The sequence below is a fragment of the Streptomyces sp. NPDC001020 genome, from assembly GCF_053599115.1.
In genome coordinates, this window is record NZ_JBSFLQ010000002.1 from 265,426 (window position 1) to 291,100 (window position 25,675).

The window sequence follows — 25,675 nt, forward strand, 5'->3', positions numbered from 1 at the left end:
GTGCGGCGGTCGGGCCCGGTCGGCTGCCGGGCCGTGAACGCAGTGGATCGACCGGTTCGACGACGTGTCGGCGCTTCCCGGCCGTGCGGCGCGGCAAGCTGGGCCCCGGAGGGGTGAACGGCACGTCGAAGCGCGTTCACCCGTCCGGCTGGTCTGGGTGATCCGGGCCGATCCGGCTGATCCACGCCACCCGGCGTGGCGCGTCACACGGTAAACGGTAAGGGGAGCAAGGAGCCATGTCAGAGCACGTCGATCGCAAGTACCGGGCGGTCACGGCATTCCAGCGCCGGATCAATCCGGTGCTGCGCCGCCTGCCGCTCCAGACGGTCCTGGAGACGACGGGCCGCGTCTCGGGTCGGCCCCGCCGGACCCCGGTGGGCGGGCGCCGCGTCGGCGACTCGTTCTGGATGGTCTCCGAGTACGGCGAGCGGTCCCAGTACATCCGCAACATCCGGGCGGACCCGCGCGTCCGGGTCCGTATCCAGGGGCGCTGGCACACCGGCACGGCCCATCCGCTCCCGGACGACGACCCACGGGCCCGACTCAGGAAGCTGCCGCGCCTGAACAGCATGGCGGTACGCGCCTTCGGGGCGGACCTGTTGACGGTTCGGGTGGATCTGGACAGCTAGATCCTCGGCCAGATCCTTCCTGCGGCAGCGCTACCCTGACGCTTCGTCAATATCCTTGCGAGGGGCTTGCGGGTCGCCGCACGTGGGGAGACCGTGTGTGGGTCTTGTGATGCACCACGCCGCGGCCTGTGATCGCCGTCTCGCACAGCTGACGTATCCGGCGTGAACAAGGCAAACTGTCCTCTTGGTCGTGAAGGGTTCGGAAGCGTGCCAGGGGGCAGCGATGGACGGTGTACCGCGGGTTCCGGAGCAAGGGGCTCCCGAGGAATCAGCGGCGCTGCGCTTCGGATTGCTCGGACCGGTGCGCGCCTGGCACGGCGACGAGCCGCTGGCCATGGGCTCACCGCAGCAGCGCGCCCTGCTGGCCGCGCTGCTGTTGCGCGAGGGCCGTACGGCGACGGCGTCCGAGCTGATCGACGCGCTGTGGGGAGACGGCCCGCCACCGCGGGCGTTGGCGGCCGTACGGACGTACGCGTCCCGGCTGCGAAAGGTCCTCTCCCCCGGGGTGCTGGTCAGCGAGTCAGGCGGATACGCGCTGCGTGTCGGTGATCCGCGCTGCCTGGACCTCGTGGCGGCCCAGGAACTGGCCGTGGAGGCGGAGAAGGCGAAGGGTTCCGCGGACCTGAGCCGGGCCCGGAAGCTTCTGAACGAGGCGCTGGCGCTGTGGGACGGCGAACCGCTGGCCGGCGTGCCGGGCCCGTACGCGGACACCCAGCGGACGCGCCTGGAGGAGTGGCGCCTCCAACTCCTCGAGTCCCGGCTTGACATGGACCTGGAACAGGGCTGCCACGCGGAGGCGGTCTCGGAACTGACCGCGCTGACCGCGGCGCACCCGCTGCGCGAGCGGCTGCGGGAACTGCTGATGCTGGCGCTGTACCGGTCGGGCCGTCAGGCGGAGGCCCTGGCCGTGTACGCGGACACACGCCGTCTGCTGGCCGACGAACTCGGAGTGGACCCGCGGCCAGGCCTGAAGGACCTCCAGCAGCGGATCCTGCAGGCCGACCCGGGCCTGGCGGAACCGTCGGCCCCGGCTCCGGAGCCGGCCGCCGCTCCCGTCCGCCCGGCCCAACTTCCTGCGACCGTCCCGGACTTCACGGGTCGTGCGTCCTTCGTCGACGAGCTGGGCGAGGTACTGGCGTCGGCGGAGGGCCGGGTGATGGCGGTCTCGGCACTGGCGGGCATCGGAGGCGTGGGCAAGACGACCCTCGCCGTCCATGTGGCCCACCAGGCCCGCGCCGCCTTCCCGGACGGCCAGTTGTACGTGGACCTGCAGGGCGCGGGCCAGCGGGCGGCGGAGCCGGAGACGGTCCTGGGGTCGTTCCTGCGCGCCCTGGGCACCGCGGACTCGGCGATCCCGGACTCGCTGGAGGAACGGGCGGCGCTGTACCGCTCGGTCCTGGACGGCCGACGGGTACTGGTCCTGCTGGACAACGCCAAGGACGCGGCGCAGGTACGACCGCTGCTGCCGGGCACGGACGGCTGCGCCGCGCTGGTGACGTCGCGAGTGCGGATGGTGGACCTGGCGGGCGCCCACCTGGTGGACCTGGACGTGATGTCGCCGGACGAGGCGTTGTCGCTGTTCACGAAGATCGTGGGCGAGGAGCGGGTGACGTCGGAGCGGGAGGCGGCGCTCGACGTGGTCGCGGCCTGCGGCTTCCTGCCCCTGGCGATCCGCATCGCCGCGTCCCGCCTGGCGGCGCGCCGCACCTGGACGGTCACGGTCCTGGCGAGGAAGCTCGCGGACGAGCGGCGGCGGTTGGATGAGTTGCAGGCCGGCGACCTGGCCGTGAAGGCGACGTTCGAACTGGGCTACGGCCAACTGGAGCCGGCCCAGGCCCGTGCGTTCCGTCTGCTGGGCCTGGCGGACGGCCCGGACATCTCCCTGGCAGCGGCCGCGGCGGTCCTGGACCTCCCGTTGGAGGACACGGAGGACCTGCTGGAGTCCCTGGTCGACACGTCACTGCTGGAGTCGGCGGCACCCGGCCGGTACAGGTACCACGACCTGGTCCGACTCTACGCGCGTGCATGCGCGGAACGGGACGAGCAGCCGCCGAGCGAGCGGGATGCGGCGATGTCGCGGTTGCTGGACTTCTATCTGGCCACTGTTGCGGGGGTTTACCTGATCGAACGGCCCGAAGACCGGCTGGTGGACCACTTGGAGCGCACGGAGTACCCGGGGCTCACTTTCTCGGACCGGCGTGCAGCTCAGGACTGGCTGTACTCGGAGGCTGTTTCCCTGCTGGCGTGCGTACGGCAGTCCGCGCAGCAGCCACATAGGCTGCGGCGCGCCGTGGACGTCCTGTGGGCGGCGGTCGACCTGGCCGAGTCCGGCGCCAACTCCAAGGAGTACGAGGCGGTCGCGGAATTTTTGCGGAAGGCTTCGCAGGAGGCCGGAGACGGCCGAACCGAGGGGCGGGCACTGACGGCGCTGGCCTTTGTGCACCACATCTCCGGCAGCAGGTTCGACGTGGCCGTCCAGGAGGCCCAAACCGCCTCGGAGTTGGCGCGTGTGGCCGACGACCCGCTCACTGGCTGTTGGTCGTCCAATATCAGCGGTGTGGTCGCGTTGTACCAGAACCGACACGAGGAGGGCGCGGAGCACTTCACCCACGCCATCGAGAGTTTCCGCGCACTCGGGGACCGTCCCGGGGAGGCGAGCGCCTTGTGCAACCTGTCCCGCATCCATCTGGCGACAGGGCGTACTGAGAGCGCGGTGGAGTTGGCCCAGCAGGGCACGGTGATGTACGACGACATGGAGCATGCTCTGAAGGGGGCCAACGGCCGCTATGCACTGGGCCTCGCACTCACCGCGAACAGGAGATTCTCCGAGGCGGCCGAGTGCCTGCACCAGGCCTTGCAAGTGTTCCGGGACAGCCGCCAGCGCCTGTGGGAAGGCATGACCCTGTTCCGTCTGGCCGAGCTCGATCTGGCAGCCCGGCGGCCCGCTCTGGCCGCGCCGAACGCCGAGACGGCACTGACACTGCTGCGCGGCATCGGCGGGGAATGGCGTCGAGGCAATGTCCTCACAGTGCTCGGACGAGCCCTGAACGGGATAGGTCAGTTCGACCGCGCCCAGGTGTGCTGGACCGAGGCACTGCAGATCTTCGAGTCGCTGGGCGCACCGGAAGTAGACGAAGTGAGGGGGCTTCTGAAGTCGGCCGCCGTGGCCTGACCAGGCGGCCTGCCCGCGAAGGCACTCGTTCATCATTCGTTTATCGCCGCCTGACACTCTCAATTGTGTCGAGCCGTCGCCACGGGGGGCAGACGGAACGGCGAGGGGTCGGCCCTCTAAGGTGTACCGGCCCAGCAGGATCCGCCCGGCAACCACGGGGGAGTTGCCAGGCGGATCCTGCCAACCCATCGCACGACACTGCCAGGGGAGCCAGCGAGATGAGCGACGAGAACACCACGGACAACGTCCACGCCACGATCAAGCCGGTCGGCGACGCGTCGACGGACAACGTCCACGCCACGAGTGAGCCGGTCACCATCAAGAACGTCCACGCAACCACCGAACCGCTCAAGCTTGCGGGCGGGGACACCGGCACGGCCACGACGGACAACGTCCACGCCACGGACGAGAAGGCCTGACCAGACTTACCTTCACACGGGGATCGGCCGCGACGGCGCGGAGGGGGAGCCGTCGCGGCCGAGGTGTGTCCAGAGCAGGGTTCCAGTCAACTCTTGGCGTGAACCGTTCGATCCACTCGAACAATTGCCCCCCCGGACACTAGCGTCACTCCTGACACGGACGTCGCCGCTATTCCTGAGGAGTTGGGATGACCCGCACCAAGAAGATTCTCGTCACTGCCGCCATCGCGGTCGCCGCAGTGGGTGGGACCTCGGCCTCGGCATTCGCGAACACGCACGTCACTGTCACGCCGGACAACATCCACATCAGCGGCACGACGGACGCCGGCACGGACAACATCCACATCAGCGGCACGACGGACGCCGGCACGGACAACATCCACATCAGCTGATCGGGAACCCGACTCTCACCGGTGGGGCCGAGCACGTGCTCGGCCCCACTGCCGTATCTGCACGTCGGCATCACACTCTCCAGCTCTTCAGCGGCCCCGCTCCACCTCGCACCACACCGTCTTGTCCGACGCCCCTTGCTCCACACCCCACCGCACCGCCATCGCGTCGAGGAGAGCCAAGCCTCGGCTGGACTCGTCGTCCTGTGCCGCGCGCAGAAGGACGGGAAGCGCGCGCGGATCCGGGTCGGTGACCTCTACGCGAATCCGGCCATCAGCAAGCGCGGCGCGTACCCGTACCGGGGTTCCCTCCCCCACGTGCCCGATGACGTTTGCGACCAGCTCGGTGACGCACAGCTCGGCGTCGACGCACGGCCCGCCCAAGTATTCCCGCACAGCGCAGCGCAGCTCTGGCACTGCCTTGGGCAAGGCGAGCAGGTCGAGTCGGAGGTCAGGGAGTGCGGGGGCGTTCAACGCTCGGCCGCCTTCCGGAGGACCTCCGCCAGATGCCGCCCGGTGGCGGTGTGGCAGTTGCCGAGCGCGATCAGGCCGGCGGGAGGCCGGTACGCCCCCGCGAAACTCGGCAGGTCCACGCTGAGGGAGCATGCCCGCCTCGCCCGAGCCCGCCTCTTCGACGACGACCCGGTGACCCCCGAGTACTGGGTGATCCTCCACGAATCGCTGCTGCGGCTGTCCATCCTTCCTTCGCCAAAGATGGCCGAACAACTCGACCACCTGGTGAAGTTGGCGCAGCGTCCTCGGATCACTCCACAGGTGCTCCCGTGGAATTGCGGGCCGCACCCGTTCATGTTCGGCACCGCGACGCTCATGACCTTCCCCGACGCCCCGCCCCTGGTCTACACGGAGTCCCTCCACACCGGGGACACCATCGATGATCCGAGCCTCGTTAAGGAGTACCGCAGGTCGTACGATCGGCTTCGGGCCGCCGCTTTGCCGCCGGAGGCGTCCCTCGCCATGATCGAGGAAGCGGCTGAGGACTACCGAAATGGCAAGCAACGCCTTTGACTTGAGCACCGCCCGCTGGCGGAGGAGCAGCTACAGCAATGCGAGCGGCGGAGACTGCGTCGAGGTCGCCCCCTGCCTCCCCGGCGTAATCCCCGTCCGCGACTCCAAGCGGGCCGAGGAGAGTCCCATACTCCTCTTCAAGGCCCCTGCCTGGTCTTCCTGGCCTCCCTCAAGGGCTGACCGGCACCAGGAAGAGCGACTGGCAGATCCGTCGAGAACGCCGACCGGGCGGCGTACGCCGACGCGTTGTCGGAGTACGCCGCCCTGGCGCGGGACGAGCGGCGGGAAGCGACCCGCGCTCAAGTCGCCTACTTCGGGTCGCGGTTGAACTGGGCCTGCGACCAGCGGTAGCCGAGCGCCGCCAGGCCGACGCACCAGACGATGGTGATCCACCAGTTGTTGCCGATCTCGGTGCCGAGCAGCAGGCCGCGCAGGGTCTCGATGGCCGGCGTGAACGGCTGGTACTGGGCGATCGGCTGGAACCAGCCCGGCATCGCGTCGACCGGGACGAAGGCGCTGGAGATGAGCGGCAGGAGGATTAGCGGCATCGCGTTGTTGCCGGCCGCCTCCGCGTTCGGGCTGCTCATGCCCATCCCGACCGCGATCCAGGTGAACGCCAGGGCGAACAGCGCCAGCAGCCCGAACGCCGCGAGCCACTCCACAGCGGTGGCATCCGTGGACCGGAAGCCCATGGCGACCGCGACGGCGCCGACGAGGACCACACTGATGAGCGCCTGCAGCACACTGCCGACGACGTGTCCGAAGAGCATGGACCCGCGGTGGATCGCCATTGTGCGGAAGCGGGCGGTGATGCCCTCTGTCATGTCGTTGGAGACGGACACCGCGGTGCCGACCAGGGTTCCGCCGATGGTCATCAGCAGGATGCCCGGAACGATGTACGCGATGTACGCGGAGCGGTCCGCGCCGCCCCCCATGCCGGAGCTCATCACGTCGCCGAAGACGTAGACGAAGAGCAGCAACAGCATGATGGGCGTCAGCAGGAGGTTCAGGGTCATGGACGGGTAGCGGCGCGCGTGCAGGAGGTTGCGCCGCAGCATCGTGGACGAGTCGCGTACGGCGAGAGAGAAGGAGCTCATCGGGCGGCCTCCTTGGGCTGGTTCGGCTGGGTGGGCACGTTGGAGCCGGTCAGGGCGAAGAACACGTCGTCGAGGTCGGGAGTGTGGACGGTCAGTTCGTCGGCCTCGATACCGACGGAGTCCAGCCAGTCGAGGATGGAGCGCAGCTCGCGCTGGCTGCCGTCACTGGGGATCTGCAACGCCAGTGCCTCGTCGATGGGGGTCCCCCCGCGCGAGCGAAGCCGAGCGTGGGGGAGCGCGATGTTGCGCAGCTCGGAGGCGGCCGACTGGTACGCGCCCGGGTCGGAGAAGCGAAGTCGTACGTGTCCGCCGGGGATGAGCCGCTTCAGCTCGTCGGCGGTGCCCTCGGCGGCGATCCTGCCGCCGTTCAGCACGGCGATACGGTCGGCGAGCTCGTCGGCCTCCTCCAGGTACTGGGTGGTGAGGAAGACGGTGACGCCGTCGGAGACCAGCCCGCGGACGATCTGCCACATGTTGTGCCGGGAACGCGGGTCGAGCCCGGTGGTCGGCTCGTCGAGGAAGATGATCCGCGGGTTGCCGACCAGGGTCATGGCGATGTCCAGGCGGCGCTTCATGCCGCCGGAGTAGCTCTGGGCGGGCTTCTTGGCGACGTCGGTCAGGTCGAACCGCTCCAGCAGTTCGGCGGCGACCCGCCGCCCCTCGCGCTTGGACAGGTGGTGCAGGTCCGCCATGAGGAGCATGTTCTCCTCGCCGGTGATCAGCCCGTCGACGGCGGAGAACTGGCCGGTGACACCGATCGCGGCCCGCACCCCGTCCGGGGACGTGGCGACGTCGTGGCCCGCGACCTGGGCCTGCCCGCCGTCGGCGGTGATGAGCGTGGACAGGATCTTCACAACGGTGGTCTTGCCGGCGCCGTTGGGCCCGAGGAGCGCGAACACGGACCCGGCGGGAATGCGTAGATCGATGCCGTCGAGGACGGTCTTGTCGCCGTACGACTTGCGCAGGCCGGTGGTGGAGATGGCGGCGGGCGACTGCGGACCGTCACCCTGCCTGGGCGTGGGCATGACAGATGAAGGCATGAGGCCCTCCCGTTCGAAGGCTGAAGTGACTGGGGATCGGGTGATGTGGGACCGGTGCGCGGGATGGGGGCGACGCTCAGGCCTTGGCGCGACGGATGTCGATGTTGCCGTACCGGGTGCGGGCGCGGACCTCGACGGTGTCCTCGGTCTGCTCCGGGGCCTCGGCGGCGGTGAGCGTGTTGCGTACCTGCCCGAAGCCGGAGGAAGCGTCGATCCAGGCAGCGGTGCCCTCGCGGATGCCGACCTCGATGGAACCGTAGGAGGTCTCCAACTGGACGGTGCCACGGGCGGCTTCGGCCAGGCGCAGGGTGCCGTGGGCAACGGTGGCCGTGACCGAACTCTCGGCACGCTCGATGTCGATGTTGCCGTTGGCGCCATTCACCCGCAGCTCACCGGTCGCGGCGCCGACCGTCGTGGTGCCGTGCGAGTTCTTCAGGACGGCGGAACCGTCGACGAGGCCGACGCGCAGGCTGCCGTTGCTGGTGGTGATCTCGGCCGCGCCCTCGACCCGGTCCACGGTGATCGAGCCGTTGGAGGCGGTCAGTCGGAGCGGGCCGGTCGTGTCGAGGCGGACGTCGTTGGACGAGGTCTTCACCCGGACCTCGCCGAGCCGGCCCTCACCGAGCACCTGGGTCCAGGCGCCGGTCACGTCGACGTGCGAGCCCGTGGGCAGTTCGACCGTCACGCCGACGGTACCGACGGGTCCGATGAGGCGGCGCTCCTTCGTCCTGACGGTCAGGACGCCGCTCGCGTACGTGACCTCGGTCTGCTCGGCGGCCCGCACGTCTTTGTCCCGCTTCGGGTCGAGGGGCCGCACCTGAACGACGGTGTCGGGGCGGTCGCCCGCGGTGAACCGGATGGAGCCGGCGCCCACGTGGGCGGTGACCGAGATCGGTTCGGGCGTGTCGAAAGTAGGCATGGCTGTCCCGTCCTCTTGGGTCTTTGGGTCGTCCCTGCTGGTGGGACGTGGTGTGGGTGAAGTGGGGCGGGCGGGGTGCGGCTAACGCACCCAGCCCGTGAAGCTCTGTCCGGTGGTGCGGGTCTTCTCCGGCTTACGCGGCGCGGCGCCGCCGTCGACCGCGGCCGACACGGCGCGCACCAGCCACGCGTTGACCGACAGACCCGCGCGGCTCGCGGCCTCCTCGGCGCGGGCCTTGAGGTGGGCCGGCAGCCGCAGATTGACGCGGGCGGTGCCACCCTCGTCGCCCTCGGCCGGGGCCAGGGTCTTGGGCGCTTCGACGGGCTCGGTCGGCTTCACGGGGGCGCCGCCTTCGGCGGGCGGCAGTGTCACCACGAAGTCGGGGTCGAGCCCGCGCAGTCTTACGTCGACCGAGCCGGGGGCGAGTTCGCGGGTGACCTCGTCCATCGCGGCGGAGAGCACGTTGAGCATGGCCAGCCGGGTCGCCGACTCCAGGGGCGCGGTGAGCCTCTCGGCCAGCTCGCGGGCTTCGTCGCCGCCGGCTTCGGCGGCCACCGCGAGCTCACGGCGGAGAGTGTCGACATACGGGGTGAGGTCCATGACGTCATCATGGCACCATGATGGCGCCATACGCAAGCCTTAATGGCGCCACGCGGGGATGGGGTTGGAAAAAACGACCGTGACCTGCGGAGATACCGAGAGAAGGACTTGAGCGGATGTGACATCCCGCGTGCTCATGCGCCATTGAGGACTCGAAATGGCGCCATGTGACACCGGGTGGCGCCAAGTGGTGGCGCGCGGCATCATGTGACGCCATGTGACGCCATATGAGCCTGCCCGGCCGTCGGCCGATCGTGGGCCCGGACGCCGCGCCACGATTCGTCGTGGTTCAGGCGGTCCGGGCCGTCCCCGTACCCTTCTCCGCGTCCAGGGCGTACACGCAGCGGTCCTTGCTGCACGCGTACACCACGCCGTCCCGCACCACCGGGGCGCCGGTGATCTCGCCGCCGGTCGCCAGCTTCCAGCGCAGCCGGCCGTCGTCGGCCTTCAGCGTGTACAGCAGGTGGTCCGTGGAGCCGAAGTGGATACGGCCCTCCGCCACCGCCGGGGTGCCCACGATGTCGCCGCCCGCCTGGAAGCGCCACTTTGGAGTGCCGGTGACCGCATCCAGCGTGTAGAGGCCCTTGCCGCTGCCCACGTGGACCTGGCCCCCGGCCACCAGCACCGGCTCGATGGTCGTCCGCGCCTCCGTGGCGATGCGCCAGCGGTCGCGGCCGTCCGTAGCGTCCAGGGCGTAGACGGTGCCCAGGTAGTCGGCGAGATAGACACCGCCTCCGGTCACCGCCGGTCCCGGCACGAAGGCCGGCGGGCACAGGAACACCGCCGGCGCCTCGAAGTGCCAGCGCACCATGCCGCTCGCCACCTCGATGGCCAGGACCCGGGAGCCGGCCGAGACGTAGACGTAGCCGTCGGGTGCCTGCGCCAGGCGCACGGGTACGCCGCCGCACGACGCCGCGTCCCCGACCGGGTAGGACCAACGTTCCTCGCCCGTACGCGCCTCCAGGGCCCGCAGCCGGGCGTCCTTCCACACGTACACCGTGCCGTCCTGGACCACCGGTCCTGCCTCGGGCGTCTCGAAGTCCGTCTGCGCCCCGGTGATCTCCCACAGCCTCTGGCCGTTCGACGCCTCCCAGGCCTGGACTCCGCCGCCGCGGGTCCCGGTGACGACCGTGCCGCGGTCAGCCGTGAGTGAGTACACCCAGCCATCCATGGACAGCCGCCACAGATCCGTGCCCTCACGGGAGTCCAGGGCGAAGAGCGTAGGACCGTCGGAGGCGTGGACACGGCCGTCCGCGACCGCCATCGACCAGGCCACGTCCCGTGTCTTGAAGCGGCGGCGGCCCGTCGCCACGTCCAGGGCGTGCACCTCGAAGGAGGTGACGTAGACGAGGTCGCCGTCGACCGAGGGCGTGCCCCAGACGTCGTTCGACATGCGGAAGCGCCACGGGCGCCAGCCGGCTGCCGCCTCCGGGGGCACGGCCGGAGCCGCCCCCACGGGCCCGGCGCCGCCCACACCACCGGCCGGTCGGGACCAGGACGCGACGAGACCCGCCTCCGGAGGAGGCGCCTTCACCGCGGCGGCGCGCGCGTCGGCGACCCGCGGCCCGGGGCCGATGGGCACGGACGCGCCCGCGAGCCGCACCGGCCCGGAGTCGGGCACGCCGGCCGGCACGGGCGAGGGGGAGTGCGAGGGCGGGGCCGGCATGACCGGCCGCGCGGCGGATCCGCCACGACTGCCGGAAGGTGACGGCCTGAGCGGCGGGCGTCCTCCGCGCCGCGCCTCGATCAGGCCGACCGCCTTCTCGGGCAGCCACGCCGACGCCGTACCGCTGTCGTCGGAGCCCGAACCGAAGAGATGGGGCGCAAGCTGGGCCTGGAGGTCGGCCGGGTTCGGGCGGCCGGTGGCCTCCATCCGCATACAGGAGTCGATGAGCGGACGCAGCTCGTCCGGCAGACCCGACAGGTCCGGTCCCTCGCGCAGCAGCATGAAGACGGTCTCGACCGGGTTGGCGCCATGGAAGGGCGGATGCCCGGTGGCCGCGAAGACGAGCATCGAGCCGAGCGAGAAGACATCGCTCGCGCCGGTCACGCTGCGCGAGTCCTTGGCCTGCTCGGGGGACATGTAGGCGGGCGTGCCGACCGCGACGTTCGTCAGCGTCAAACGCGTGTTCGACACTCCGGAGGCGATACCGAAGTCGATCACCCGCGGGCCGTCCTCGACGACGAGGACGTTGGAGGGCTTCAGGTCCCGGTGCACGAGACCCGCCCCATGGATGGACTGCAGCGCCTCGGCCACACCCGCGGCCAGCCAGCGCACCGCCTGGGCCGGCAGTGGCCCGCACTCGGTCACTATCTCCTCGAGGGAGGGCGCGGGCACGTAAGCGGTGGCGAGCCACGGTACGGCCGCGCGCGGGTCGGCGTCGACCACGGCCGCCGTGTAGAAGCCGGACACCGCCCGCGCGGCCTCGACCTCACGCGTGAAGCGCACCCGGAACAACTGGTCCTCGGCGAGTTCCGTGCGCACCGTCTTGATCGCCACTCGCCGACCGGACGCCGAGCGCGCGAGATAGACCAGCCCCATGCCGCCGGCACCCAGCCGCCCCAGCACCTCGAACGGCCCGATCCGCCGCGGATCGTGCTGCGTCAGCTGATCCACCACTTGCCTGCCACCTCCCCGTACGGGCCGCGTCGTCCACCTTGTACGCGACCCCGTGCAGCGTCTCACCACCGCACCGCCGTGGCGGCACGCCCCCTGATTCTTCCTGTCCGGGCCACTGGTTGCGAACCCGGGTGCGGATCGGGGTGTCTCAGGACAAAATCACGAAGCGGCACTCGAGCGGTACTCCTCGTGGAGCGGACACCCGCATGAGGGAACGCCCGTCGCGCCCTCGGAACGGCGCCTTCGGCCACCCGGCTACCGCTGGAGCAGCGCGAAGGAGGCCCCCTGATCGTCCGCGACGACCGCCACCCGTCCGTACGAGGTGTCGAACGGCGGTACCTGTACGCGACCGCCCAGCCGGGCCACCGCGGCAAGCGCCGCCGCGCCGTCCCGGACGCCGAAGTGGACGAGGAAGTGCGGCGGCATCTCGGCGGGGAAGACACTCTCGACCGGGGCGCGCCCGAAGTCGGGGGCGGCACCGGGCCCGAACAGGGCGTCGTGGAAGAGACGCGTGTAGAAGGCGTTCGCGGCGGCGGTGTCCCGCGCGTACAGCTCGGCCCAGGTGAAGGAACCGGGTTCGTGCCGCTTGCCGAAGCCCACGTGGGTGCCGGCCTGCCACAGGCCGAAGACGGCGCCCTCGGGGTCGGCGGCCAGCGCCGCGGTGCCCAGGGTGTCCACGGGGGTGGGCGGGATGACGACCTGGCCGCCACCCGACCGGATCCGCCCGGTGAACGCGGCCACGTCGGGCGCCGCGAAGTACACCGTCCAGACCGTGGGCATCCGACCGTCCCGCTTGGGCACCAGCGCGGCCACCGGACTGCCGCCGAGCTGCGCCCACACGGAGGAGCCGTGCGCCTCCTCGAAGGTCCACCCGAAGAGCTCACCGTAGAACCGCTTGCCCGCCTCGACGTCGGGCAGCAGGACGTCGATCCAGCAGGGGACCCCCTCGGGGAAGGCGGCGGCCTCCGAAGCACCGGGCGGGGAGCCGCTTTCCCGGTCGGGGGCGGCACCGTTCCCGGGCCCGGCGGGGGCGCCGTTCCCGCGGGGCGGCGGTGATGGCGGAATTTCGGCCATACCGCCCAAGCTAAAGGGCTTTCACTCAGGTCGCGCGCGGACGTACTCCCATCTCACAGGCCTGTAGGCGGGCGCGCGCCCGCCCCACTCCCCATTTGCAGTCGGCCGAATAGCGCTCTGATCACCCCTCGGTAAGCTGACGGCATGACAGGACAAGTACGCACCGTCGACGGCCGCGTAGCCGGTCGGCGAGGGCAGGCGACCAGGCAGAAACTGCTCGACTGCCTCAGCGAGATGCTCAGCTCCTCGCCGTACCGGGACGTCAAAGTCATTGATGTCGCCCGGAAGGCGGGGACGTCGCCCGCGACCTTCTACCAGTACTTCCCGGACGTCGAAGGGGCCGTGTTGGAGATCGCGGAGCAAATGGCCGCGGATGGCGCGGGATTGACCGAGCTGCTCGAAGGCCGCTCGTGGGCCGGCAAGGCCGGCTGGCAGACCGCGCAGGAACTCGTGGGCGGTTTCCTGGACTTCTGGCGCAGGAACGACGCCATCCTGCGGGTCGTCGACCTGGGCGCGGCCGAGGGCGACAAGCGCTTCAACAAGCTACGGATGAAGATCCTGAACTCCGTGAACACCCCCCTCGCGGACTCGATCGCCGAACTCCAGTCCAGGGGCCGGATCGACAAGGACGTGAACCCGGCCGCCGTGGCCGGTTCGCTCGTGACGATGCTCGCGTCGGTGGCCTCGCACCAGAAGGGCTTCCAGTCCTGGGGCGTCAAGCAGGCCGAACTCAAGCCGAACCTCGCGCTGTTGGTGCACCTGGGTGTGACGGGGAGGAAGCCGACGAAGTAGTACACGCGATACGCGGTGAGCGACGCGGCGCGCGTTCAGGCGCGCCCGTGCGGTCGGCTGCTCGAGCCAAAGTTCTGTCAGGCGGGCGGTGGTCCACTCCGGTGGGCCACCGCCCGCTGCTCGTGCCCGCGCACCGCACCGGGCACGGTGGCGGGGCCGGGCATCCGGTGCGGCCGGTACGGCGGGTGATACTCGGGTCCATGGGAACGGATCTTCACGAGCTGCTCAGCTCCCTGCGGGTGTGGGCTCCGGAAAACACCGAACTGCCCGCCTTCGACCCGGCGTCGGCGCCCGCGGAGCCGCTGGAACTGTTCACGCGGTGGTTCGCGCAGGCGGTGGCGGCGGGGCAGACCGAGCCGCACACGATGTCGCTGGCGACCGCGGACGCGGACGGCACGCCTGACGTCCGGATCGTGATGCTCCACGGCGCGGACGCGGACGGCTGGGCCTTCGCGACGCACACGGGAAGCCGCAAGGGAAGACAGCTCGCGGCCCGGCCGTATGCCGCCCTCGCTTTCTACTGGTCCGCCCAGGGCCGGCAGATCCGGCTGCGCGGGCCGGTCACGCCCGGGTCGGCCGAGGAAGGGCAGGCCGATCTGCGGGCCCGCTCGACCGGAGCGCTGGCGGCGGCGCTGACCGGGCACCAGAGTGACGTACTCGGTTCACCCGAGGAGTTGGCGCGGGCATCGGCGGCGGCCTGGGAGCGAGCGCGGCGCGAGCCGGGCGCCCCGGTCCCCTCCTGGACGCTCTACCGCCTCCAGCCGGAGGAGGTGGAGTTCTTCCAGGGGGACGGGGAGCGCCGGCACGTACGGCTCGTCTACCGCCGCACGGACGGAGGGTGGGGCAGGCAGCTCCTGTGGCCCTGACCAGGCCACCCGGCGCCGTACAAGGGTGCCCGCCGCGCCCCTGCGCCGGGAACTCGTGCACCGCGAACTCCGCCACCGCCCGGTACCCGAGCCGCTGGTAGAGCCCGTTGCTCGTGGGGTTGGCGAGGTCGGTGAAGAGCAGCACCTCTTCGGCGCCGCGGTCGAGCGCGGCCCTGGTGACCGCGGCGGTGGCGGCACCCGCGTAGCCACGGCCGCGCAGCGGGGCGGGGGTGTAGACGGGGGCCACGCGGACCTGCCCGGCGACTTCCGGCGTGGCACCCGCCATCGCGACGGGCCTACCGTCCGGCGTCTCCCACAGCGTCACCCCGCCGTACGCGATACGGCTTGCGGCCAGGCGGTGCGGGTCCTGCCCGGCAGGCTCGCCGACGTCCGCGTGGAACCGGGCGTACCAGCGCGCAGGACCGTGGCCCGTACGCCGCCGTCCTCGTCCGCGAGCCAGCCGAAGTACGGCGCTTCCTCACCGAGCGCGTTCGGACCTTCCGTCCGCAGCCGGTCTGCGACCGTCAACTGCACGGTGTGCAGTGCTGGTCGGGACCGCAGGAAGGACCCGGCCCGGCCGAGGAACTCCGCCAGGTCATCGGTGAAACGCCAGTCGTACGCGTCGGAAGTCATGTCTCCGACGATTCCGCGACCGAACGTCTCCCGCACCCGGATTTACACCCGGTCCGGGTTCAGGGAAACACAGGCTCGGGGTCGCTCGCGATCCGTGCATGCAGATGCACGTCCCGGAACGCGTCCTTGCGCCCCGCCTCGAACATCGCGCCGCGCAGCGTTCCCTCGTACGGGAAGCCGCACCGCTGCGCGATACGGCAGGACGCCTCGTGGCCGAGGGCATGGCCCAGTTCCAGGCGGTTCAGGCCCAGGTCGGTCAGGGCCCAGCGGCCGGCGACGGCCAGGGCGCGGGTGGCGACGCCCCGGCCGCGGGCTTCGGGCAGTACCCAGTAGCCGACGCGGGCGACCCGCACGACACGGTCGATGCAGTTGACGCCGACTTGGCCCAGCGTCGTGCCGTCGGCCGCGTCCGTGACGCGGAACGTCGCGTCGAGGCCCTCCTCGGCGCGGCTGGCCTTGGATCGCAGCGACTCCCGTGCGTCGTCCCTGTTCCGTACCTCCTTGAGCGGCGTGTTCCACCGCACGAAGTCGGGGTCCGTCAGCCCCCGGAACCACGCCTCCACATGGGCTTCCGATTCCGGGTCCCACGCGGTCAGCCGCAGGCCGTGGCCATGCAACTCCGGGAAGGGGTGAGGGCGGGAGTCATCTCGTATACCGACCATCGGGCCATTCAACCAACGATCCGCTGCCAGCTGTCGGCAGCGGGAGCGGAACACGTGCACGGCCTCCCGGAACCGTCGCCTCCATCCATCCCCTTCAGCCGTGACCAACTCGCAACCCATTCCGGTCTTGACCGAGACCCATCAACGGAACGGCTGGTTACGCTCCCGCTCATGGCCGACTCGACCGCAGTTTCGCCGCGCCCCCAGGTGCCGTCCCACGAGGACCGGCCGGTCTACGTCATCGGCGGCGGGCCGGGCGGGCTCGCCGCGGCGTACGCGCTGCGCGCCCAGGGCGTACGGGCCGTCGTACTGGAGAGGTCCGACCGCGTCGGGGCGTCCTGGCGGCGCCACTACGACCGGCTGCGCCTGCACACCACGCGCCGCCTGTCGTCCCTGCCCGGCCTGCCGATACCGCGGTCGTTCGGGCGGTGGGTGTCCCGCGACAATCTGGTGCGCTACCTGGAGAAGTACGCCGAGCACCACCAACTGGAGATCGTCACCGGCGTCGAGGTCTCGCGCGTCGAGCCCGCCCCGGACGGCACCGGCTGGCTGCTGCGCGCCACCGGCGGCCGTGAGCTGACCGGCAGCGCGGTGGTCGTCGCCACCGGCTGCAACCACACCCCGCGCGTGCCCGAGTGGCCCGGCCGCGACGCCTACACCGGCCAGTTCCTGCACGCCGGCGAGTACCGCGACGCGGCTCCTTACCAAGACCGGGACGTCCTCGTCGTCGGCGTCGGCAACACGGGTGCCGAGATAGCCGTCGACCTGGTGGAGGGCGGGGCCGCCCGGGTGCGGCTGGCGGTGCGCACCACGCCCCACATCGTGCGCCGGTCCGTCCTGGGATGGGCGGCCCAGTTCACCGGGATCGCCGTCCGACGGCTGCCGGTGCGGCTCGTCGACGCACTGGCCGGGCCGGTGGCCAGGCTCTGTGTGCCGGACCTGTCGGCGCACGGGCTGCCCCGGCCCGACACCGGGCTCTACTCCCGCGTCGCCGAGGGCTCGATCCCCGTGCAGGACGTCGGCCTCGTCAAAGCCGTACGCAAGGGGAGGGTCGAGGTCGTGGCGGCCGTGGAGGGCTTCGAGAACGGCAAGGCCGTCCTCGCCGACGGCAGCCGGATCGACCCCGACGTCGTGATCGCCGCGACCGGGTACCAGCGCGCTCTGGAGGGGCTCGTGGGCCACCTCGGGGTCCTCGACGACCGCGGCAGGCCGGTCGTCCACGGCGCCCGCTGCCCGCGGAACGCCCCGGGCCTTTACTTCACCGGGTTCACCAACCCGATCAGCGGCATGCTCCGGGAAGTGGCCATCGACGCACAGAAGATCGCGAGGGCGGTGGCGCGCCGCGTGCGACGGGTCCGCGCGGCGCGCTGAGGCGAACCGGTTCCCGCCGGGCGCCGGGCGCACTGCCTGCCCCCTGACCGCGCCCTTCGCCGCAGCCCTGATGAACCTCGTCAGCTTTCAAGCGGACACAGGTCGCCTGCGGATCATCAGCGCCATCAGGGCAGCCGCCGCACACAGCGCGCCCGACGCGTACCAGACCATGTCGTACGAGCCGAACACGTCCCGTGCCACACCTCCGAGGAAGGCCACCAGGGCCGCTCCGACCTGGTGGGAGGCGAGCACCCAGCCGAAGACGATGGCGCTGTCCTCGCCGTACTGCTCGCGGCACAGCGCCAGGGTGGGCGGGACGGTGGCGACCCAGTCCAGGCCGTAGAAGACGATGAAGAAGATCATCGGCGGGTGGACGGAGGGGGCCAGCAGCATGGGCAGGAAGAGGAGCGAGATGCCGCGCAGGGCGTAGTACACCGCGAGCAGGCGGCGCGATTCGAAGCGGTCCGTGAACCAGCCCGAGGCGATCGTGCCTGCCACGTCGAAGACACCGATGACCGCGAGGAGCGAGGCCGCCGCCGTGATCGGCATGCCGTGGTCGTGGGCCGCCGGGACGAAATGCGTCTGGATCAGGCCGTTGGTGGAGGCACCGCAGATCGCGAAGGTGCCGGCCAGCAGCCAGAACGGGCCCGTGCGCACCGCCGAGAGGAGCACGGTGATGGTCCGCCGGGCGGCGCCGGACACGGGTTCCGGCTTCGGCACGAACTCCGTTGCCCCGTACGGCTTCAGACCCACGTCCGCCGGGTGGTCCCGCAGCAGCAGCCAGACGAAGGGGACGACCGCGAGGGCGGCGAGGGACACCGTCACGGCGGCGGGGCGCCAGCCGTGGTTCTGCACCATCCAGGACAGTACGGGGAGAAAGATCAACTGCCCCGAGGCCGATGCGGCGGTGAGGATGCCGCTCACCAGACCGCGCCGCTCGGTGAACCAGCGGTTGGTGACCGTCGCCGCGAACGCCAGCGCCATCGAGCCCGTACCCAGACCGACCAACAGGCCCCAGCACAGCAGCAGTTGCCAGGCCGTGGTCATCCACACGGTCGCGCCCGAGCCGAGCGCGATGACCGCGAGGGCCACGGCGACGACCCTGCGGATGCCGAAGCGGTCCATCAGGGCGGCGGCGAAGGGAGCGGTCAGGCCGTAGAGGGCGAGGTTGACCGACACGGCCGCGCCGATCGTGCCGCGCGACCAGTGGAACTCCTGGTGCAGCGGGTCGATGAGCAGGCCCGGCAGGGTACGGAAGGCCGCCGCTCCGATGATCGTCACGAAGGTGACGGCGGCGACGAACCAGGCGCGATGGATACGGGGCGGCCGGCTGGGCCGCGGGTCCTCGACGGTTGCTGCGGCTGCGGTTGTCTGGGTCACGCCGTAGAGCATCCGTCTGCAACGCCCAGCAAACGAGTGGCCCGAAGGACAGTGTTCGCTAGGATCGGGCCATGACTGCTGTCGATGGGTTCCGCCGCCACCGCGTCGTCGTCCTTGCCCTCGACGGGCTGCTGCCCTTCGAACTGGGCATCCCGCAGCGAATCTTCAGACTCGCCAGGGACGCACAGGGGCGACGGTTGTACGACGTCGTCACCTGCTCGATCCGGCCACCGGGTCCGGTGCGGACCGACGCCGACTTCGCCGTCCTCGTCGAGAATGGTCCGGAGGCCCTGGCCACCGCCGACACCGTGGTCGTGCCGGCCTCGTACGAGCTGGGCCCAGTGCACGAAGAGGGCGTCCTCACCGACGAACTGGCCGCCGCCCTCGCCCGTGTCCGGCCCGGCACACGGCTCGTCGCCATCTGCACCGGTGGTTATGTCCTGGCCGCGGCGGGCTGGCTCAACGGCCGTCCGGCGACCACGCACTGGTCGTCCGCCGAGCACTTCCAGCAGCTCTTCCCGGAGATCAGGGTCGACGCGGACGTGCTGTTCGTCGACGACGGCGACGTGCTGACCTCCGCCGGGGTCGCGGCCGGCATCGACCTGTGCCTGCACATCGTGCGCCGCGACCACGGCAGCGCCGTCGCCAACGACGTGGCTCGCCGCACCGTGGTCCCACCGCACCGCGACGGCGGCCAGGCGCAGTACATCCAGCGCCCGATGCCCGAACCGCAGCTGGCGACCACGACGGCTGCCCGCGCCTGGGCGCTCGGCCGCCTCCACGAGCCCATCCAGCTTCGTGACTTGGCGGAGCAGGAGTCCATGTCCGTGCGCACCTTCACACGGCGCTTCCGCGAGGAGGTCGGCGTCAGTCCCGGACAGTGGCTGACCCAGCAGCGCGTCGAACGGGCCCGCCACCTACTGGAGTCCACCGATCTGTCGATCGACCAGGTGGCGCGGGACGCCGGCTTCGGCACGGCCCAGTCGATGCGCCAGCACCTACAGGGGGTGCTCGGAGTCACGCCCACCGCGTACCGGCGGACGTTCCGCCCCGGTGGTGGGGACACCGGTGGCCACATCGGTACCCGTTCCCTCGACGGCGACGTCCTTACCACCACCGAGGGTTGACGCCGGGCGTCGTACCCGCTCGCCCAGCGCTCCCACCAGCGTGAGCGCCAGGGTCAGGGCGACGCCGGCCAGGATCGCCGTCGACGGCGCGACGAAGTGGAGCAGGGCGCCCGCGAGGGAGCCCGTGGCCGCGTAGCCGACGCCCACCGCCGCGTACATCACCGAGTAGCCCGCCGCCAGGGCGCCCGCCGGGACGGCCTCTCGCAGAGACAGGTTGCGGGTGACCATCACGGCCGCCTGCAACACGCCCGCGACGACCAGGGCGACGGCGATCCATGCCGTGCCCGGTATCAGCGCGGCCAGCGTCACACACGCCGAGACCCCGCACATCAGCACCAGGCTCCGCGCGCCCAGTCCGCCCGGCCACGAGCGCAGCCCGTACACGAACGCACCCACCGCCGAGCCCACAGCAAGCCCTGTCAGCAGCGGGCCCGACCAGCCGACGGCCACGCCGCGCTGCTCGAGCAGGGCGGGCAGGACGAGTTCGGCCAGAGAGAGCAGGGCCAGGCTGGCCGCGCCCGTCATATACACCGGCCAGGCGCGGGCGAGCAGCCGGAGCGTCGACGGGCCCTCCTGGTCCGCGGGGTCGGTGTCCCAGCCGGGCGGCAGCAGCCACAGGCCGGCCACCGACGCGGCCATCAGGGCGGCCGCCAGCAGCAGCGGCACCCGGGGTGCCACGCCGAGGGCGAGGCCGGTGACCGCGGCCGGGGAGACGGCCCATATGCCGGACATCAGCATCGACTCGGCGGACAGAGCCTGGGCGACGGCCCGCTGCGGTACGAGCGCGGTGAGCAGGGCGCGCAGACCGCCAGGGGCCGCGGCCGGAGCGCCACCGGCCAAAAGCGCGCACCCGGCGAGAACCACCGGGTGTGCGGCCGGGAACGCGCCGAGGCCGGCGAAACCGGCGGCCCCGGCCGCGAGACCCGCGGCCAGATGAGGGCGGGCGAGGTCGGGGCGCATACGCATACCCAGGAGAGGGGCGCCGAGGATCTCGCCGATCACGTACACCGCGGCCAGGGTCGCGCCCAGGGTGTAGCCACCGGGTCGGTCACGGGCGAGGAAGACCAGGGCGAGCGGGGCCATGGCGACCGGCATCCGGGCAGCGACGGCCACCACAGCCCAAGTCAGGACCTGTCGGGAGGCCACGTCGCGGTAAGTCATGCCTCGAAGATAGGGGAATGGTCCGACAACGCCTCCATGAGTTGTCCGGGCCTGTGGACAACCACGCGACGACGCCTGTGCGGTGACGGCCGGACGACGGAACTCAGTACACCGGCAGGGGACTCGGGTCCGAGTCCCGAAGATTTATCCACAGCCTGTGGAGAAGAGGGGCGCCACGCCTTCCTGTTGTCGGCGATGCCCGAGCTCTTCGTCGGCGGTACCGGAACGCCGGTGGCTCCGGCCGTTCAGAATCCGGAGCAGACCCGCGCGGACGAAGAGGTCGGCCGGCGGCGCGCCGCCCCCTGGACTGCGCTCGAGCGGGAGGCGCCCCCCACCCCACCCCGAGCGCGGCGTCGCGCGCCGCCATCCGGCTCGGCGTACCCGTCCCACCCCCGGACGGTTTCCCCTGAGACCGTCCGGCCCCGTAAGGAGCCGACGCCGAATCGCGACCCGCACTCGCCAAGGGTTCCCATCACCACAGCCCTCGGCGTCCCCTCACGACGAATCGCTGAACTCCAGCGTGATCATATGAATACGCCACGTCAACACCTCGTAGGGGATTCGTCGCCTATGCCCCGATGGTGACAGTGCGCACGGAAGCACGACCCGGCGCACTCAGAGTCGACTCATCTCAGGGAACCGAAGCCCGTGGGCCGCGTGACCAGGCGCGTGCACCCACGCCGAGAGCGCCGGAGCACACCCGACTACCCCACGCCGTACGCGAGCTGGGGCACCGGCGGCTGCGCCTCACACACCGCCGTTCCGCCTGCGACCCCGGCACCGCAGCGGTCCACCTCGCACCAGATCCGCTTGCCGACACCCTCCGGGTCCCAGCCCCAGCGGTCGGCGAGGCCGTCCACGAGCTCCAGCCCACGGCCGCCCGTCTCATCGCCCTGGGCGTGCCGCGGCGCAGGCGGACAGGCACTGACGTCCGCCACCTCGAGCCGGACGGTGCCGGCCGGGGCGCCCGAGGGATCGTCACGCACGCCCGTGAGCAGCAGTCGCAGCACGGCCGGACAGCCGGTGTGCACGACGGCATTGGTGACCAGTTCGGAGACGAGCAGGACCAACGTCTCGGCGAGCGGCTCGTCCGCCCCTATTCCGGACCCGGCGAGCCGCGAACGCGCCCACTGCCGGGCTCGCCCCACTTCCGCGGGGTCGGGCCGGATCTCCAGCTGCACTTGAAGCACCTGCACCGCTCACACCATCCGAACCGGCGGACACATCGCCTCGCGCCTCACAGGGGCCGCGATCATGGTCATCGTCTGCATGGCAGGAACCAGGATCACGCACCGTGATTCCCGTGCACGACAGCATGGTTGACGTACAGTCACCCCAACAAGCGCTTCGGGCATATTCCAGCGCGAAGGAGTACACGTGCGGCATACTGTGCGACGCTTGCCACGGTGAGTCGAACAGGCAGGCGCGACGGTCCGCCCTGCCTCGCGAGCGGCGTACATCGCCGGACCCGGCGCCGCCACAGTGGCCGCACCTAGGTGAATCGGGCTCGAAACCGCTCGCATCCCACACAAGGTACCGGAGCCCCCGGCCGACTCCAGTCCGTGACAAGTCACGCGTAGGACACAACCCGGCATCAACACCCCGCAAACCTGAATTGTCACAATCCGTGACACCCGCGGGGAACCATCTGAAATCGCCCGCCCTTCACACGTTCCGTGACGTCGCCTCACCCTGCCGAGCCGGCGTGCTCACGCCGTCAGGGGGCTCGACTCATCGCCGGTGGCCGAGGCGACGTCCGGGTGGACGTCGAAGAGGCGGCGCACACCGAGGGCGGCGAGGACCCGGTTGACGTGCGCCCCTCCCCCGCTGCCGGCCCCGCCCGGCCGGGAGGCGCCCGCGTCGTCGCCGCGTCCGGGCAGGATCAGTCTGAGCCGACCCTGGCAGGAGCGGATCAGCCGTCGGGTGGCGATCAGCACGCCGACGCCGCTGGAGTCGCAGAAGACGACCTCGGTCAGGTCGAGGACAAGACGGTGGCGGCCGTCCGCCACCGCGTCGTGCACCCGCTGGCGCAGCACCGGTGACGTGATCAGGTCCAGCTCCCCCGTCACCCGGAGCACGGTCCACTCGCCGCGCTCTCCATAGGTCGCCCTGAACGTCACCACCAAACCCTCCCACTCACCCGCGCCCGACCAGAAACGGAAGCGGTGCCTACGCCTCCATCAGCGGAGCTGCCCCCAACACCCCTCCATGAAACACCGGACCATCGATCGAATGCGTGAGGTAGATGAGCCAATTCCTGGGGTAATGGTCTCGTTCACTCGTGCCCGATCGGCGGCATTCGGAGAGCCGACCGACCGAACCGGCGGCCCGCGCTCGACCGCGTTTATCACTTGTGGCGCCTCAAGGGGCGCGCATTGCCGCAAAGGAGCGCGCATTGCCGCAAAGGGGCGTGCGTTGTCCGACGTGCCGACTACATTCAAGGAGGCAGGGGGACGCCGCAAGACCAGGGTGAGGGGGCTGCATGGCGAAGAAGGACGCACGATCCCGGTGGGACCGCAGGATGCAGCAGCGGCTCGCCCGAGGTGAGGCTGCCGCGCTGGGTGAGTTCTACGACCGCTACGCCTCGCTCGTACACGGCCTCGCCCACCGCGTGCTCGGGAACGAAGAGGCCGCCGACCGCGTCACACGCCAGGTGTTCGCCCATGTCTGGGAGAACCCCGAGTCGTACGACCCGACGCAGGGCCCGCTTCGCTCCTGGGTCGCCACGCTGACCCACCGGCTCGCCGTACAGCGACTGCGCGCCACCGAGACCGCCGCGCTCTCCCGGGGCGGGCGCGGCACCACGGAGGACCTGGAGCGCAAGGTGCGCCACGCCTCGGTCGCGGCCCGCGCGGACTACATCGTCACCTCGATGCCGGTACCGCTGCGCGCGGCGCTGGAGCGCGCGTACTTCCAGCGCCGGGACTACCGCCAGACCGCCGCCGACCTCGGTATCACCGAGGACGAGGCCCGCCGCCGTCTCCGGCTCGGCCTCCAACTGGTGTCCACGGCCCACGAGACGGGGCCCGTCGGCACCCCTCCCGAACCGGAGGTCACGTGGTGACGGGGGCGGAACGCGACGATCTCCGCACGGCCGGGGCCGACGAGACCGGTCCGCGGGGACTCGGCGGCACAGACGCCGAGCCGCCGCTGCGCGACCCCGAGCCCTCCCCCGAACCGTCGGCTTCTCCTTCCTCGCTCGTGCTCGCGCACCCGGTGCTGAAGTCGTTGCTCGGGGCGTGGGCACTCGCCGCTTGCTCGCCGGAGGAGACGGCCGCCGTGGAGGAGCACCTCGGCGGCTGCGGCTCGTGCGCGGACGAGGCCCGGCGGCTGCGCGAGGCCGTGGGGCTGCTGCACCCCGCCGAGAGCCTCGACCTCGATCCCGCGCTGCGCACGCGTGTCCTGGAGAGCTGCCTGGAGCGGCGCCCGCCACGCTTCCCGGTACCGCAGTGGGCGGCTCCGTACGAGGCGGAGGCCGCGCGCCTGGACGCCTTGCTGCAGGACATAGGCGACGCCGAGTGGCACGCGCCGGTGCGGCTGCGGTGGTTCGACGGGACCGGTCCGGCGAGCCGTCGTACGACCGTCGCCGGGGTCATAGCCCATCTGCTCTCTGTCGACGGGCTGGTCGCGGTGGCGCTGGGGCTCGACGATCCGCTCGGGAACACCACCCCCGAGACCGGCACGCCGGAGGGGCGCACGGAGGCGTACTGGCGTGCCTCGCACTTCCCGCCGACCCGTTCCATCCGGACCCCGTGGCGGGAGCAGAGCCACAACCTGGTGCGGACCGCCTCCTTCAGCGACAACGGCTCCCGGCAACTCGCGGTGCCGTACGGCAGGTTCGAACTGCCACTGCACGAAGCGATGTTGGACCGGGCCTTCGAGTGCTGGGTGCACGCGGAGGACATCGCGAACGCGATCGACTATCCGTACGAGCCGCCGGCGCCACGTCATCTGAGCAGGATGATCGGCCTGGCCGCGCGGAAGCTTCCGGTGGCGCTGGCGGCCTGCCGACAGGCCCGTCCGGCCCCGCTCGGCCGCACCCGGCACCTGGTCGCCGTCGGCGAACCCGGACGCAGCCTGCGGCTGGAGATCGAGGGCCGGGGCGGCGGCGAGTGGCTGATCCCGCTGGACTCTCCCCCGCTCTCGGCTCCTCCCCCACCCTCGACATCGCTTGAGCGGGAGGACCCCCACGGCGCGGTGGGTTCCGGCGGGCACGAGGTGGCGCACGTGGCGCTCGACGGGGTCGAGTTCTGCCGCCTGGCCGCGGGCCACGTGCCGCCGGAGGATGCGGCCGCGGGTCAGTTCGGCGACCGGGAGGCGATCAGGGACGTCCTGTTCGCGGCGGCGTCGCTGAGCCGGATGTAGGCCCGGGTGGCGATCGCGGGCGGTCTCCTCAGCCGAAACACGCCCTAGAAGACTCGTGAAGATCTTGGGGTTCTGGCCCCGCCGCGTGAGCGGCGGGGCCAGACTCTTTGGTGTGGTGATGGGGGAATGGGCCGGGGAGACGGTCGGGCCGGATGTGTGGGAGACGTGCCGGGAGTTGATCCCGGCGGGGAGTGTGTTCGCGTTCCTGGCCGAGCATCGTGGTGCGCTGTTCCGGGCGGAGATGTTCGCGGACATGTACCCGTCGGCGAACGGGCGGCCCAGCATGCCGCCGCAGATCCTTGCCACTGCGATCACGCTGCAGGCCCTGCACGG

General features: G+C 71.2%; 23 protein-coding genes and 5 pseudogenes. 14 read left to right on the forward strand and 14 right to left on the reverse strand.

The features are described 5' to 3' along the window. The first annotated feature begins 236 nt into the window (after nt 1–236). The 4 genes from ACWDEX_RS02825 to ACWDEX_RS02840 all read left to right on the forward strand — a co-directional run bounded on the left by ACWDEX_RS02825 (nt 237) and on the right by ACWDEX_RS02840 (nt 4,612). The gene (locus tag ACWDEX_RS02825; RefSeq protein WP_450461335.1) at nt 237–629 is read left to right on the forward strand and encodes a nitroreductase family deazaflavin-dependent oxidoreductase; all 393 of its coding nucleotides are present in this window, start codon (nt 237–239) and stop codon (nt 627–629) included. 223 nt (nt 630–852) lie between these two features. Continuing rightward, the gene (locus ACWDEX_RS02830; protein ID WP_450461336.1) at nt 853–3,801 is read left to right on the forward strand and encodes a BTAD domain-containing putative transcriptional regulator; all 2,949 of its coding nucleotides are present in this window, start codon (nt 853–855) and stop codon (nt 3,799–3,801) included. A gap of 218 nt (nt 3,802–4,019) precedes the next feature. Continuing rightward, nucleotides 4,020–4,220, forward strand: coding sequence for a hypothetical protein (locus ACWDEX_RS02835; RefSeq protein WP_450461337.1), 201 nt, complete (start codon nt 4,020–4,022; stop codon nt 4,218–4,220). Between the two features lie 188 nt (nt 4,221–4,408). Beyond that, nucleotides 4,409–4,612, forward strand: a complete 204-nt coding sequence (locus ACWDEX_RS02840) for a hypothetical protein (RefSeq protein ID WP_450461338.1) — start codon at nt 4,409–4,411, stop codon at nt 4,610–4,612. Between the two features lie 87 nt (nt 4,613–4,699). On the opposite strand, the gene ACWDEX_RS02845 is transcribed toward ACWDEX_RS02840, so the two are convergent. Continuing rightward, the gene (locus ACWDEX_RS02845; protein ID WP_450461339.1) at nt 4,700–5,083 is read right to left on the reverse strand and encodes an ATP-binding protein; all 384 of its coding nucleotides are present in this window, start codon (nt 5,081–5,083) and stop codon (nt 4,700–4,702) included. A gap of 132 nt (nt 5,084–5,215) precedes the next feature. Between ACWDEX_RS02845 and ACWDEX_RS02850 the strand changes: the two are divergent. Both ACWDEX_RS02850 and ACWDEX_RS02855 read left to right on the forward strand, forming a co-directional pair. Beyond that, a pseudogene (locus ACWDEX_RS02850) lies at nt 5,216–5,635 on the forward strand (DUF5753 domain-containing protein); the annotation flags it as partial. Next, nucleotides 5,616–5,963: a DUF397 domain-containing protein gene (locus tag ACWDEX_RS02855; RefSeq protein ID WP_450461340.1), complete on the forward strand. Its 348-nt coding sequence runs from the start codon at nt 5,616–5,618 to the stop codon at nt 5,961–5,963. The pseudogene ACWDEX_RS02850 and the gene ACWDEX_RS02855, both read left to right, overlap by 20 nt. Here the strand turns inward: ACWDEX_RS02855 and ACWDEX_RS02860 are convergent. From ACWDEX_RS02860 to ACWDEX_RS02885, 6 genes are all read right to left on the reverse strand, one after another. After that, the gene (locus ACWDEX_RS02860) at nt 5,944–6,732 is read right to left on the reverse strand and encodes an ABC transporter permease (protein ID WP_450461341.1); all 789 of its coding nucleotides are present in this window, start codon (nt 6,730–6,732) and stop codon (nt 5,944–5,946) included. The genes ACWDEX_RS02855 and ACWDEX_RS02860 overlap by 20 nt on opposite strands. Beyond that, entirely contained in the window at nt 6,729–7,772 is a 1,044-nt protein-coding gene (locus ACWDEX_RS02865) for an ATP-binding cassette domain-containing protein (protein WP_450461342.1), read from the reverse strand. Before ACWDEX_RS02865 ends, ACWDEX_RS02860 begins: the two co-directional genes overlap by 4 nt. Before the next feature lie 76 nt (nt 7,773–7,848). Beyond that, nucleotides 7,849–8,691, reverse strand: a complete 843-nt coding sequence (locus tag ACWDEX_RS02870; protein WP_450461343.1) for a DUF4097 family beta strand repeat-containing protein — start codon at nt 8,689–8,691, stop codon at nt 7,849–7,851. A gap of 81 nt (nt 8,692–8,772) precedes the next feature. Then, nucleotides 8,773–9,291: a hypothetical protein gene (locus tag ACWDEX_RS02875; protein ID WP_450461344.1), complete on the reverse strand. Its 519-nt coding sequence runs from the start codon at nt 9,289–9,291 to the stop codon at nt 8,773–8,775. 289 nt (nt 9,292–9,580) lie between these two features. Beyond that, a complete protein-coding gene (locus ACWDEX_RS02880) occupies nt 9,581–11,911 on the reverse strand; it encodes an outer membrane protein assembly factor BamB family protein (RefSeq protein WP_450461345.1) in 2,331 nt (776 codons plus the stop codon). 255 nt (nt 11,912–12,166) lie between these two features. Beyond that, the gene (locus ACWDEX_RS02885; protein WP_450461346.1) at nt 12,167–12,985 is read right to left on the reverse strand and encodes a VOC family protein; all 819 of its coding nucleotides are present in this window, start codon (nt 12,983–12,985) and stop codon (nt 12,167–12,169) included. Nucleotides 12,986–13,129: 144 nt separating this feature from the next. On the opposite strand from ACWDEX_RS02885, the gene ACWDEX_RS02890 reads away from it, so the two are divergent. Beyond that, on the forward strand, nt 13,130–13,777 hold the full coding sequence (locus ACWDEX_RS02890) for a TetR family transcriptional regulator (RefSeq protein WP_450461347.1): 648 nt from the start codon (nt 13,130–13,132) through the stop codon (nt 13,775–13,777). Nucleotides 13,778–13,977: 200 nt separating this feature from the next. Continuing rightward, nucleotides 13,978–14,643 (forward strand): pyridoxine/pyridoxamine 5'-phosphate oxidase, encoded by a 666-nt coding sequence (locus ACWDEX_RS02895; protein ID WP_450461348.1) that lies wholly within the window; start codon nt 13,978–13,980, stop codon nt 14,641–14,643. Between the two features lie 133 nt (nt 14,644–14,776). Here ACWDEX_RS02895 and ACWDEX_RS02900 read toward each other — a convergent pair. From ACWDEX_RS02900 to ACWDEX_RS02910, 3 genes and pseudogenes are all read right to left on the reverse strand, one after another. After that, nucleotides 14,777–14,929 (reverse strand): annotated as a pseudogene (locus ACWDEX_RS02900) (GNAT family N-acetyltransferase); the annotation flags it as partial. 35 nt (nt 14,930–14,964) lie between these two features. Beyond that, nucleotides 14,965–15,276 (reverse strand): hypothetical protein, encoded by a 312-nt coding sequence (locus ACWDEX_RS02905; protein WP_450461349.1) that lies wholly within the window; start codon nt 15,274–15,276, stop codon nt 14,965–14,967. Nucleotides 15,277–15,335: 59 nt separating this feature from the next. Next, entirely contained in the window at nt 15,336–15,938 is a 603-nt protein-coding gene (locus ACWDEX_RS02910; protein ID WP_450461350.1) for a GNAT family N-acetyltransferase, read from the reverse strand. 171 nt (nt 15,939–16,109) lie between these two features. Between ACWDEX_RS02910 and ACWDEX_RS02915 the strand changes: the two genes are divergently transcribed. Continuing rightward, nucleotides 16,110–17,309 (forward strand): flavin-containing monooxygenase, encoded by a 1,200-nt coding sequence (locus tag ACWDEX_RS02915; protein ID WP_450461351.1) that lies wholly within the window; start codon nt 16,110–16,112, stop codon nt 17,307–17,309. Between the two features lie 87 nt (nt 17,310–17,396). On the opposite strand, the gene ACWDEX_RS02920 is transcribed toward ACWDEX_RS02915, so the two are convergent. Next, entirely contained in the window at nt 17,397–18,689 is a 1,293-nt protein-coding gene (locus ACWDEX_RS02920) for an MFS transporter (protein WP_450461352.1), read from the reverse strand. A 71-nt stretch (nt 18,690–18,760) separates the two neighbouring features. Here ACWDEX_RS02920 and ACWDEX_RS02925 point away from each other — a divergent pair, with 71 nt between their 5' ends. After that, a complete protein-coding gene (locus tag ACWDEX_RS02925) occupies nt 18,761–19,816 on the forward strand; it encodes a GlxA family transcriptional regulator (protein ID WP_450461353.1) in 1,056 nt (351 codons plus the stop codon). Here ACWDEX_RS02925 and ACWDEX_RS02930 read toward each other — a convergent pair. Beyond that, nucleotides 19,700–20,977, reverse strand: a pseudogene (locus tag ACWDEX_RS02930) (MFS transporter); the annotation flags it as partial. The gene ACWDEX_RS02925 and the pseudogene ACWDEX_RS02930 overlap by 117 nt on opposite strands. 138 nt (nt 20,978–21,115) lie before the next feature. On the opposite strand from ACWDEX_RS02930, the pseudogene ACWDEX_RS02935 reads away from it, so the two are divergent. Continuing rightward, nucleotides 21,116–21,217, forward strand: a pseudogene (locus tag ACWDEX_RS02935) (cyclase family protein); the annotation flags it as partial. 464 nt (nt 21,218–21,681) lie between these two features. On the opposite strand, the gene ACWDEX_RS02940 reads toward ACWDEX_RS02935, so the two are convergent. After that, entirely contained in the window at nt 21,682–22,173 is a 492-nt protein-coding gene (locus ACWDEX_RS02940; RefSeq protein WP_450461354.1) for an ATP-binding protein, read from the reverse strand. A gap of 513 nt (nt 22,174–22,686) precedes the next feature. Next, complete coding sequence (locus tag ACWDEX_RS02945; RefSeq protein WP_450461355.1) at nt 22,687–23,103, reverse strand: STAS domain-containing protein; 417 nt, start codon at nt 23,101–23,103, stop codon at nt 22,687–22,689. A gap of 356 nt (nt 23,104–23,459) precedes the next feature. On the opposite strand from ACWDEX_RS02945, the gene ACWDEX_RS02950 reads away from it, so the two are divergent. From ACWDEX_RS02950 to ACWDEX_RS02960, 3 genes and pseudogenes are all read left to right on the forward strand, one after another. After that, nucleotides 23,460–24,041 carry a sigma-70 family RNA polymerase sigma factor gene (locus ACWDEX_RS02950; RefSeq protein ID WP_450461356.1) on the forward strand — a complete coding sequence of 194 codons (582 nt, stop codon included), beginning with the start codon at nt 23,460–23,462 and terminating at the stop codon, nt 24,039–24,041. Continuing rightward, the gene (locus tag ACWDEX_RS02955) at nt 24,035–25,342 is read left to right on the forward strand and encodes a zf-HC2 domain-containing protein (RefSeq protein WP_450461357.1); all 1,308 of its coding nucleotides are present in this window, start codon (nt 24,035–24,037) and stop codon (nt 25,340–25,342) included. The genes ACWDEX_RS02950 and ACWDEX_RS02955 overlap by 7 nt, the downstream gene beginning before the upstream one ends. 112 nt (nt 25,343–25,454) lie before the next feature. After that, nucleotides 25,455–25,675 (forward strand): annotated as a pseudogene (locus ACWDEX_RS02960) (hypothetical protein); the annotation flags it as partial.

Bases quoted from the DNA above. Each gene is read 5' to 3' on its own strand.
- ACWDEX_RS02825 (WP_450461335.1), top strand. From the start codon at position 237: ATGTCAGAGCACGTCGATCGCAAGTACCGGGCGGTCACGGCATTCCAG.
- ACWDEX_RS02830 (WP_450461336.1), top strand. From the start codon at position 853: ATGGACGGTGTACCGCGGGTTCCGGAGCAAGGGGCTCCCGAGGAATCA.
- ACWDEX_RS02835 (WP_450461337.1), top strand. From the start codon at position 4,020: ATGAGCGACGAGAACACCACGGACAACGTCCACGCCACGATCAAGCCG.
- ACWDEX_RS02840 (WP_450461338.1), top strand. From the start codon at position 4,409: ATGACCCGCACCAAGAAGATTCTCGTCACTGCCGCCATCGCGGTCGCC.
- ACWDEX_RS02855 (WP_450461340.1), top strand. From the start codon at position 5,616: ATGGCAAGCAACGCCTTTGACTTGAGCACCGCCCGCTGGCGGAGGAGC.
- ACWDEX_RS02860 (WP_450461341.1), bottom strand. From the start codon at position 6,732: ATGAGCTCCTTCTCTCTCGCCGTACGCGACTCGTCCACGATGCTGCGG.
- ACWDEX_RS02865 (WP_450461342.1), bottom strand. From the start codon at position 7,772: ATGCCTTCATCTGTCATGCCCACGCCCAGGCAGGGTGACGGTCCGCAG.
- ACWDEX_RS02870 (WP_450461343.1), bottom strand. From the start codon at position 8,691: ATGCCTACTTTCGACACGCCCGAACCGATCTCGGTCACCGCCCACGTG.
- ACWDEX_RS02875 (WP_450461344.1), bottom strand. From the start codon at position 9,291: ATGGACCTCACCCCGTATGTCGACACTCTCCGCCGTGAGCTCGCGGTG.
- ACWDEX_RS02885 (WP_450461346.1), bottom strand. From the start codon at position 12,985: ATGGCCGAAATTCCGCCATCACCGCCGCCCCGCGGGAACGGCGCCCCC.
- ACWDEX_RS02890 (WP_450461347.1), top strand. From the start codon at position 13,130: ATGACAGGACAAGTACGCACCGTCGACGGCCGCGTAGCCGGTCGGCGA.
- ACWDEX_RS02895 (WP_450461348.1), top strand. From the start codon at position 13,978: ATGGGAACGGATCTTCACGAGCTGCTCAGCTCCCTGCGGGTGTGGGCT.
- ACWDEX_RS02905 (WP_450461349.1), bottom strand. From the start codon at position 15,276: ATGACTTCCGACGCGTACGACTGGCGTTTCACCGATGACCTGGCGGAG.
- ACWDEX_RS02910 (WP_450461350.1), bottom strand. From the start codon at position 15,938: ATGGTCGGTATACGAGATGACTCCCGCCCTCACCCCTTCCCGGAGTTG.
- ACWDEX_RS02915 (WP_450461351.1), top strand. From the start codon at position 16,110: ATGGCCGACTCGACCGCAGTTTCGCCGCGCCCCCAGGTGCCGTCCCAC.
- ACWDEX_RS02925 (WP_450461353.1), top strand. From the start codon at position 18,761: ATGACTGCTGTCGATGGGTTCCGCCGCCACCGCGTCGTCGTCCTTGCC.
- ACWDEX_RS02950 (WP_450461356.1), top strand. From the start codon at position 23,460: ATGGCGAAGAAGGACGCACGATCCCGGTGGGACCGCAGGATGCAGCAG.